Raw genomic sequence first — 7,905 nt, forward strand, 5'->3', positions numbered from 1 at the left:
GCCGACCCGCACCGCCCATCTTCCCGTATCCTGCGGGGCGTCTAGTAGCCGTACTCCATAGGGTAGTCGGCGAGCTTCTCGACCTCCAGGGCCGCGTCGCCCGGCTGCTGCCGGTCGTCGGAGTAGCCGATCAGGAGCGCGGTGTTGGTCCTGACCAGAACGACGCCCGTGGCGCGCTTCTTAAGGTTCGCACCCGACACCGCCACAACCAGCGACAGGCCCTGGGCCTCGGACGGCACGTGCAGCTTGCTGCCTTCTTGCCGCGATTAACCGGATTGGGCCCGTGCTGCTCACCCGGCCCGAGGGTTGCGTACGGAGTCCCGGGTATCGGGGCGCGCGAGGGCCTCGACGGCCGGACCGGGCTGCGCGCTGAAACGAGCAGCACATCAACGAGGTTCCGCCACGGCCGGGCGGTCCGCAGCAGCCCGAGCGGGACCGACCACTCCAGGCCCTCGGCAACGGCCTCGTCACCACACCGGATGCTCACCCGTACCGACGTCTCCAGCTCCGCTGCCCCATCGCAGCCCCACCCGCGTTGTGCCAGACGGCCCGGATGGCCGTCGACCGCCGGGTCCTGCCCCGGTCCGGACGCACCGATGGCAGCCGGAGTGGCCCCGTACATGAAGAGGCGAAGTACCAGCGCGGAAGGCATGGATCCCACAGCCATGTCGAAAATGACATCGGGATGACATCGCCGCGCGGAAGATGACACGCGGTTCGGGACCCTACAGGAAGGTCTTCATCCGGCCCGCGCCGAAGTCCGCCAATGCACAGGTGAAATTCCTCCTCACGCAGATGACGGGGTCAGCGAGGAGCCTGGCGGAGCGTGTGGGCACCTCGACCCGCACGATCGAGCGCTACCGTGCCGGGAAGCTGAAGAAGCGGCAGAAGCGGCTCCAGGACGCCCTGGTGGAAGCGACCGAATCTGAGTGGCAACCGCAGGTCAGGGCGCAGGCACGCGCATAGGCCTCCACCTCCAGAGGGATGATGGTGGAGGTGACGGCGTACTTCGGATTCACCTGCACCGGCAGCTCCGACGATGGCCGCGAGCGCCAGATCACCACGGACATCTCGCCCACCTACGTGAAGCAGATCCTGGAGCTCCAGGCAGCCGATGCGACGGAGGAAGAGCTGCATCCGATCGTCGCCGAGGCCATCACGGAGTCGTATTTCACGGAATGGGGCACACGAGCGGATGGCCTCCGCGCGGATTTCACATCCGTGTCGTCAATCTCTTTCCGGTTCTGACCCGGCCGAATTCCAAACCTGCTATAAACCAGATCTGCGGGCCGCCGTACAGCGCTCTGGCGGCGGCCCGCCCTGACTTCTCACCATGAAAGCGAGGCCGATGATGACCAGGATCTGGCCGCCCGGCGGTGGTACCCGTCGACCGCTCACCCCGCGCATGGCCGTGCCCCGCGAGCCGGCTGACCCGGCCCGCATCGGCCGTCGCGTCGTACGGCGCCGGGCGAAGGGCATGGACGCCGGCGCGGTCGCGGCGGCCCTCGAGGACGCGCGGTTCGACGCCCGGCAGAACTCCCGGCACGAGGACCTGGGCGACGACGTCCGCGGCAGGGCGGAGCTCGCGGAGTGGGAGCGCCTGGACCAGCTGCTCGCCGATGTGCTGCCGGGCACCGTCTACGACCCGGACGCCGACGACGTCGTCCAGGCCGAGCTCGCCGCCGACGCCGCGGCCGCCGCCGCCCGGGAAGCCGAGCTGCGGGAAGCTGCCCGGGTCGCGGCCCGCGCCGACGAGCTCCAGGCGCTGCGCGACCTCGGCACCCTGGATCAGACCGAGCCCCGCCACGGCGACGAAGCGGTCCGCGACGAGCTCACCCGTCGCGCCGGGTCGTACGTGCAGTCCGACGTCGACGCCTGGCTCGCTCGCGCCCTCGCCGCGCACCGCGGGCACTATGCCGACCCGGCCGCCCGCGAAGCCGCAGCCGGCCTCCTGCACCCGCCGGTCCTCGCCCACGCCGCGCTGCTCGCGGCCCTCACCCAGCTCGTGGCCGGCGTCGACGTCGACCAGCTGCCCTTCGCGGCCCGCCTCGCCACCGCCGACTCCGAGGCCGCCGGCGAACTCGCCGCGTTCCTCACCCGCGCCATCCCGCCGGGGAGCCGGGCATGAAGCACGGCCAGGAGGTCGTCGCCGTCTGGGAGGAGCACAGCGACATCGGCCACCACTACGAGGAACTGCGCGCCGACGGGACCGTCGACGCCTGGACCGAGCCGCCCTTCGGCGAGCCGCTCTACCCCGGCCAGGGCGACCCCGACTACAACCCGATCTGCTCCTGCCCCGGGCCATGGCCGCTCGCCTTCTGCCTCGACTGCGCCGGATGCGACGAGTGCGGGCAGTGCGCGTGCTTCCCCCCGCGCTTGCTGTGAGGTTCACGCTGAGCGACGACAACACCTCACAACACCCTGTCGGCCAGCCTGTGAGCTGTGAGGCTAAATGCGACTGTATGCCCTGTTTGCCTATGAGGTAGCGGGCTATTTTCCCTGGTGAACAGCTTTCAGACCATCCGGCCTGTGAGCTGTGAGGCCCCAGACCCGCAACCTCGGCGTTCGTCACCCTCGGTTGCATACGGGGTGCAACACTGCTGTGCAACGCACTCGCGCAACACACTGCAACAGACCCCTGTTGCGGGCCTGACCTGCGAAGACGCCTCCGGTGCAACGCGAGCAGGCGTGTTGCACCCCCGCGTTGCACCCCTCCACCTCGCCCGGACCCCGATTGCCCACATGCCGCTGCCCGTCACTCCCGCCCGACCACGGACGTTGTGCGGGACATGGACTGGAAGCAGCTGCTCAAAGACCTCGCGGACGCGGTGGAGCTACGCAATCGCAGGGTGGCGAGCCTGCGCGCCGCCGGTTCCACCGTGGCCGAGCTGGCAGCGCAGGCCCTCGCGGCCGGCGCCCCGGACGCCCCCCTGCGCCGCATCCTGGCCGCGATGGAACCGGTGATTGAGCACGAGCGCCGACCGCAGCAGTCCACGACTGCGCCCGAGCCGCCCCCGGCTCCTCCCAGGTACTCGCTGACGGAAGCGTGCGCGAAGAAGATCCTGCCCTGGACGGCTCCCACGGCTCGCAAGTACATGCGAGGGCACTCGCCAAGGCGTGGCATCCCCGTGCCGACCGGAAGCCTGGAGGGGAAGGCGACCCGCTATACCGAGGATGAGCTCACCACCTGGCTGTCGGCCTGGCAGCAGCAGGTCGACGCCGCTCCCGATCGCCTCGGCGAAGCGCCCGACCTGGTGTCACGCTGACGGAGAGTAATTGTCACGCATGCGCTCGGGAGATCAACTCTTACGTGTCACGCTGCCCCGAATCTGTCCCTGTTTGTCCGTTTCTCAGGGTCGTAGGGCTCTCCAGGGGCCGTTTTCGGGGTGGAGCGTGACACGTAAGAGTTGATCTCCCGAGCGCATGTGAGCAGTACGGAACGTAGCCACGGAGACGGGTTCGGCCGGACTGGTCCCGAGCCCGGCAGCCCGGCGATACCGTGGTGAGACACGCCAGTTCTGCCCCCTGGAGCCCTCGATGAGCGAACAGCCGGCCCCCGCCGACACCGCCGCCCGGCAGCTGGATCCCGCGGCCGCCGACGCGGTGCGCGCGTACGCGGCCAAGACCCGCGCCGACGCCGACCGGTTCGCCGCCGTCCTGGAGGACATCGCCACCAACGGCGTGCCCGACCCCGAGCAGTGCACCCCGTGGGAGGAGCTGCGCGAGGCCCACCTCACCCGCCTCGCCGCCCAGCGCCCGGCCGTCGCCTGATGCCCGCACCGCACGGCCCGCGCCGCGCCCGGATCACGTTTTCCGACTCCGCCGCGAAGCAGCTGGAGAACATCACCAGCGAGGCGGACATCCACGCCCTGGACCGCGCCCTGGTCGTCGTCTCCGTCGACCCCGAGGTCGGCGCGCCGATCCCCGGCAGCGCCGCCGGCCCCCAGCTGCGCGAGTACGCCGACGACGTCGAGCGGGTCCGCTTGCTGTACTGGGTTTCGGCTTTGCGGACCGTGGTCGTGGTCGCGTACCTCGAGGTCTAGCCGCCGAAGGAGCCGAGGTGCCCCACCTCATCCAGCAGCTCTCCGCCAACCGCGTCCTCGGCGGGCTCCGCACCGCCCTGGCGGGGTGCTCCCTCCAAGCCGCCACGCTCCGCGAAGGCCCGGCGCAGGACGACGGGCCGGGCGCGGCCTGGCTCGTGTTCCTGTGCCCCGCCCACTCCGATGGCCTGCCCGCGTGGCCCGCGGCCGCGTCCCACCCCGACGACGGCTCGATGCCCTGCGGGACCGTCCTGGACTACCGCACTGCCGAGCAGCAGCTCCAGTCGCACGCCGACCTGTGGCTGACGACGCTGACCGGCGTGGACCCCCAGGCGCTGGGCTACGTCTGGTCCGACGTCCTGGACCAGGCCGACCGCGTGCTGCTCGCCCGGTTCGAAGAAGCCGGCACCGAAGGCCAGGACAGTCCGCTGCAGAACATGCTGGCGGTGATGGACCTGGCGCGCCGGGCCGCGGCTGAAGGCGACCTCGCACTGGCGGCAACGTCCCTGGGGCACTGCGAGACCCTCGCGCAGGGCCTGCTGTGACCTGAGAGGTCTGCGGGAGCCTGCGGGCATCACGGCTGGCCTCTCCGCATGTTCGTCGTCTGGTGAGGGATCGGGTCCGTCGTCTGGTGAGGGATCGCTCGCGTAAGAGGAATACCTAGGACTGACTGACCAGATGACGAACGCGTTCTTCCTCACCCGCCGTAGGCGAGGTACCGGTAGTGGAAGCTGCGGTGGACCTCGCTGACGCGAAGGTGTGATCCCGATGGCTCTGGTGCGCAGCATTCGCACGGCCGGGCAGAGCCTGCCGCCGCACCCGGCACCCGGGGCCCGCATGATCCTTCCCGGCGCTGTGCGGCTTCCTGCGGCGCTCTGAGCTCCTCTGGACTCCCGAGAGTCGATCACGGGCCTCTCAGGCCCTCACAGCGGCGTACAGCGGCTCGGGCGGCACTGGGGGCGGGGGCTCCCCGGCCATGCTCGCCGCGGCTCGTCCTCGGCGCCGGTGTTCTCCCTCTCCCGGCCGCGAGCTCTGCTCTCAGGGGGAAGAGAGTTCAACCCGCAGATAGGTACTACAACTACTTACCTACATTGGGGTGCAAGAAGGTCGTCGCCACGGTGCCCGGCTGCGTCCCGCTCGGACCGCCCCCAGCGGGCCCCGAGGGAGCCCCGTCGGGGATCCTCCAGCACCGGCGGGCGCTTGCACCCTTCCGTCTGCTGCCCGTCCTGCTGCACGGGCTGCTGCTCCTGGTGGAGAAGGGTGCAAGGGCAGCAGAGGGGTGCAAGGCCGGGTGCTGCCCCGGCCGTTTGGCTCGCGGTGCAGCATGTGCCCGACCCGGGCGGCACAAGGGTGCTGCACGTGTAGCAAGGCCGACCTCACCAATGCAGCACGGCCGGCTGCTGCACCGGAGCCGACTACACGGACACGGCTGCTGCAATCCGCTTGCTGCCACCGCTCCGGCCGTACGTCTTCCGTACGCGAGAAGCGGCGCCGCACCGGTGGGTGCAACGCCGCTTCGGTGAGGAAGAGGCTCAGGTTCGCCGGCGCGCGGCGAGGTCGATCGGCGGCTCCAGCCGCCGCTGCCGCTCGGCAGCCTTGGCCCGCTTCTCCTCCTCGTACGCCTCGATCTGCTGCTCGTAGCGCTCTTGGAAGTCGGGGTGATCGAAGCGGTCGTCGTCATCCATCGCCCCGATGGCCTGCAGCTGCTCGGCTGGGGTCCGGAACCCGGCGATCAGCGGGCTGAGGCGGTAGGCGCCGTTGCCCTCCTTCCACACCATCCGGGCGAAGGCGAGGTGCTGGAGGGCGCGAGTGATCTTCGTCCGAGTGATGCCGAGCTCGGTGGCGAGGGTGCCGTGAGTGACCAGGCAGCGCCCGCCCGGCTCCTGACGGCCCAGGAGGTGGATCAGCACGGGGTACGCGGACGGTGGCATGCCACGCGGGGCGAACACCAGAGCGTTGTTGGCCGTCCAGACGTACTCCGGCGCGACGTGCTCCACAGCGATCGTCATGACGTCCCATCCTCCTCGGCGCGGGCCTGGGCACGCGCCTTGTCCTCCCGGAGCGGCTTCTGCTCCGGCTTCGGGAGCTGCCGCAGTTCCTTGAACACCTCGGGCAGATCCGGGTTGTCCTCGATGGCGTCCAGCAGCGAGAGCTGATCGACCTTCAGTGTCCCCTGTGCCCGCATACCCGCCTTCGGCTCCACCGGCACCCGGCCGCCCCGCAGCGAGAGCCGCGGGTGGAGCTGGTAGAGCCCGGCCTTCACCTTGGCGGTCACCCCGAGGGCACCGGTGTCCTTAAGCGACCGGGAGATCTGGCTCTGCTTGACCTTCAGAAGTCCGGCCAACTTGCTCTGCGTCGCCTCCACGGTCCCGCCGGGCTTCTGGATCCCCATCATCCTGATGATCAGCCTCAGGGTGACGATGTCGTCGCGGTAATAGTCCGAGAGCCAGCACAGGAACTCCTGGCTGTCCATGACGAAGTCGTCGCCCAGGAAGCCGTCGCTGGTGACCGGCGGCTCGACACTGGCCCGGTAGCCGTCCGGCAGGTTGACCACGTTGGTACGCCGCAGCGCCCCGGGCGCCCGGAAGGCGCTGGGCGGGGGAGGCGGTGGAGCTCCGGGCGAGGCCGGCCTCCGGCGCGGCTGCTGCTGGGGCTGTGCAGTCATCGCGGTGGTCCGCTCCTCAAGATCGGTAGGGCCAGGCACCGGCAGCATACGCGATTGTCTCCCTGGCGCACTTTCGTGTCTCCCCACTGCACTTTCGGCGTGTCGTTATCACCCGGGGGTGATTTCTCCCCCCTGCCGATCCGCGAGCGACCCCAACGCCCCACCCGTCCCGAATGTCTCCCCAGTGCACAATCCAACGCCCGGCCCCGTGGGACTCGCCCGGCGGATTGTCTCCCTGGTGCACAAACCGACGTGGTTTTATAACCCCCGGGCGATAACTGGCCCCTCGATTTATCACCCCGGGGTGATACTCCCAGCGGCACCAAAACGCGCTGACCTGGGGCGATGCGGAATCTCGCTCCCCCTCTAGAGCGTGTGCGCGCGTGATACCGGATCACGCGGCCGTGATCAACCACCGACACGCCGCAGTCTGGGGCCGGGTCTCCGGCCCCGTTCGCGGCGGCTGCGGGCCGGGCACGGACGTGGCGGGCCAGGCTTCGCGTGCGGGTCCGCGCGGCAGCTGCGGACCGTAGGCGGCAGTAGCGGCTCTGGGTCTCGGGTGGTGCCGACCGTAACGATCAAAAGCGAGGAAGCGTGGCTGGTGCCGGTGGTCGGTTCCGCCGCCCGGCCCTGGGGGCCGTTCGGCTCCGGTACCTCCGCACGCCGGAATTCGAACTTTCCGATATCTGAGGTACCGTTCTGTGGCTCGGGCTGCCAACTTCCCAATTCGTCATTCCTCGCGCCAGTGTGTGAAACCGAATTCCGGTGCAACTTTGCATCAAAAACCGCGCCCCGCCCGGGCAGTAGGGGGGTGTCCCGTATTTCCGCCAACGGTACATGCCGCATCAACCCGATGCACGCGGTACACTAGAACCCACACGAACGAGCGACCCCCCATCTCGTAGCCAGCCCGGCCCGCGCCAGCGGGCCCCAACGGTCCTGGAGGCGCAGCCGGAAGGACCGTCAGGCGGGGGAGCGCAGCGGACCCGCCCAGGAGTCCGCAGGACTCCCCAACTCCCCAACCTGAGCCCCCACTAGCCCGCACCCCTCGACCCCGCCGCCACGGGCCGCGCACCGCGCGGCCAGCCGGGCGCGCAGCGGCCGGCCCCACTGCCTCCTGGAGCGCAGCGGAGGGAGGCGCCCACGCTCCGCGTGGGCCAAGGGAGCGCAGCGACCGCTCCCCTTGCATAGCGCGCAGCG

General features: G+C 70.1%; 9 protein-coding genes and 1 pseudogene. 7 read left to right on the forward strand and 3 right to left on the reverse strand.

Annotation, left to right across the window (positions count from 1 at the left end):
* Positions 1-41: 41 nt before the first annotated feature.
* Positions 42-200 carry a profilin family protein gene (locus OHA84_RS38615; protein WP_266977045.1) on the reverse strand — a complete coding sequence of 53 codons (159 nt, stop codon included), beginning with the start codon at positions 198-200 and terminating at the stop codon, positions 42-44.
* 529 nt (positions 201-729) lie between these two features.
* On the opposite strand from OHA84_RS38615, the pseudogene OHA84_RS38620 reads away from it, so the two are divergent.
* From OHA84_RS38620 to OHA84_RS38650, 7 genes and pseudogenes are all read left to right on the forward strand, one after another.
* A pseudogene (locus tag OHA84_RS38620) lies at positions 730-1,248 on the forward strand (terminal protein); the annotation flags it as partial.
* Between the two features lie 85 nt (positions 1,249-1,333).
* A complete protein-coding gene (locus OHA84_RS38625) occupies positions 1,334-2,128 on the forward strand; it encodes a hypothetical protein (protein WP_266977047.1) in 795 nt (264 codons plus the stop codon).
* Complete coding sequence (locus OHA84_RS38630) at positions 2,125-2,385, forward strand: hypothetical protein (RefSeq protein WP_266977049.1); 261 nt, start codon at positions 2,125-2,127, stop codon at positions 2,383-2,385. The genes OHA84_RS38625 and OHA84_RS38630 overlap by 4 nt, the downstream gene beginning before the upstream one ends.
* A gap of 404 nt (positions 2,386-2,789) precedes the next feature.
* Positions 2,790-3,266, forward strand: a complete 477-nt coding sequence (locus OHA84_RS38635; RefSeq protein WP_266977050.1) for a hypothetical protein — start codon at positions 2,790-2,792, stop codon at positions 3,264-3,266.
* Positions 3,267-3,537: 271 nt separating this feature from the next.
* Positions 3,538-3,771 (forward strand): hypothetical protein, encoded by a 234-nt coding sequence (locus OHA84_RS38640; RefSeq protein ID WP_266977052.1) that lies wholly within the window; start codon positions 3,538-3,540, stop codon positions 3,769-3,771.
* The gene (locus OHA84_RS38645; RefSeq protein WP_266977053.1) at positions 3,771-4,043 is read left to right on the forward strand and encodes a hypothetical protein; all 273 of its coding nucleotides are present in this window, start codon (positions 3,771-3,773) and stop codon (positions 4,041-4,043) included. Before OHA84_RS38640 ends, OHA84_RS38645 begins: the two co-directional genes overlap by 1 nt.
* Positions 4,044-4,060: 17 nt before the next feature.
* The gene (locus tag OHA84_RS38650) at positions 4,061-4,585 is read left to right on the forward strand and encodes a hypothetical protein (RefSeq protein WP_266977054.1); all 525 of its coding nucleotides are present in this window, start codon (positions 4,061-4,063) and stop codon (positions 4,583-4,585) included.
* Between the two features lie 987 nt (positions 4,586-5,572).
* On the opposite strand, the gene OHA84_RS38655 is transcribed toward OHA84_RS38650, so the two are convergent.
* Together OHA84_RS38655 and OHA84_RS38660 are read right to left on the reverse strand one after the other, a co-directional pair.
* Positions 5,573-6,049 (reverse strand): hypothetical protein, encoded by a 477-nt coding sequence (locus tag OHA84_RS38655; RefSeq protein WP_266977055.1) that lies wholly within the window; start codon positions 6,047-6,049, stop codon positions 5,573-5,575.
* Positions 6,046-6,705 (reverse strand): hypothetical protein, encoded by a 660-nt coding sequence (locus tag OHA84_RS38660; RefSeq protein ID WP_266977056.1) that lies wholly within the window; start codon positions 6,703-6,705, stop codon positions 6,046-6,048. The genes OHA84_RS38655 and OHA84_RS38660 overlap by 4 nt, the downstream gene beginning before the upstream one ends.
* Between the last annotated feature and the right edge of the window lie 1,200 nt (positions 6,706-7,905).

It is taken from the genome of Streptomyces sp. NBC_00513 (assembly GCF_041431415.1).
In the GTDB taxonomy this organism is placed as follows: domain Bacteria; phylum Actinomycetota; class Actinomycetes; order Streptomycetales; family Streptomycetaceae; genus Streptomyces.

Coding starts and splice junctions, on each gene's coding strand:
- OHA84_RS38625 (WP_266977047.1), top strand. CDS start 1,334: ATGAAAGCGAGGCCGATGATGACCAGGATCTGGCCGCCCGGCGGTGGT.
- OHA84_RS38630 (WP_266977049.1), top strand. CDS start 2,125: ATGAAGCACGGCCAGGAGGTCGTCGCCGTCTGGGAGGAGCACAGCGAC.
- OHA84_RS38635 (WP_266977050.1), top strand. CDS start 2,790: ATGGACTGGAAGCAGCTGCTCAAAGACCTCGCGGACGCGGTGGAGCTA.
- OHA84_RS38640 (WP_266977052.1), top strand. CDS start 3,538: ATGAGCGAACAGCCGGCCCCCGCCGACACCGCCGCCCGGCAGCTGGAT.
- OHA84_RS38645 (WP_266977053.1), top strand. CDS start 3,771: ATGCCCGCACCGCACGGCCCGCGCCGCGCCCGGATCACGTTTTCCGAC.
- OHA84_RS38655 (WP_266977055.1), bottom strand. CDS start 6,049: ATGACGATCGCTGTGGAGCACGTCGCGCCGGAGTACGTCTGGACGGCC.
- OHA84_RS38660 (WP_266977056.1), bottom strand. CDS start 6,705: ATGACTGCACAGCCCCAGCAGCAGCCGCGCCGGAGGCCGGCCTCGCCC.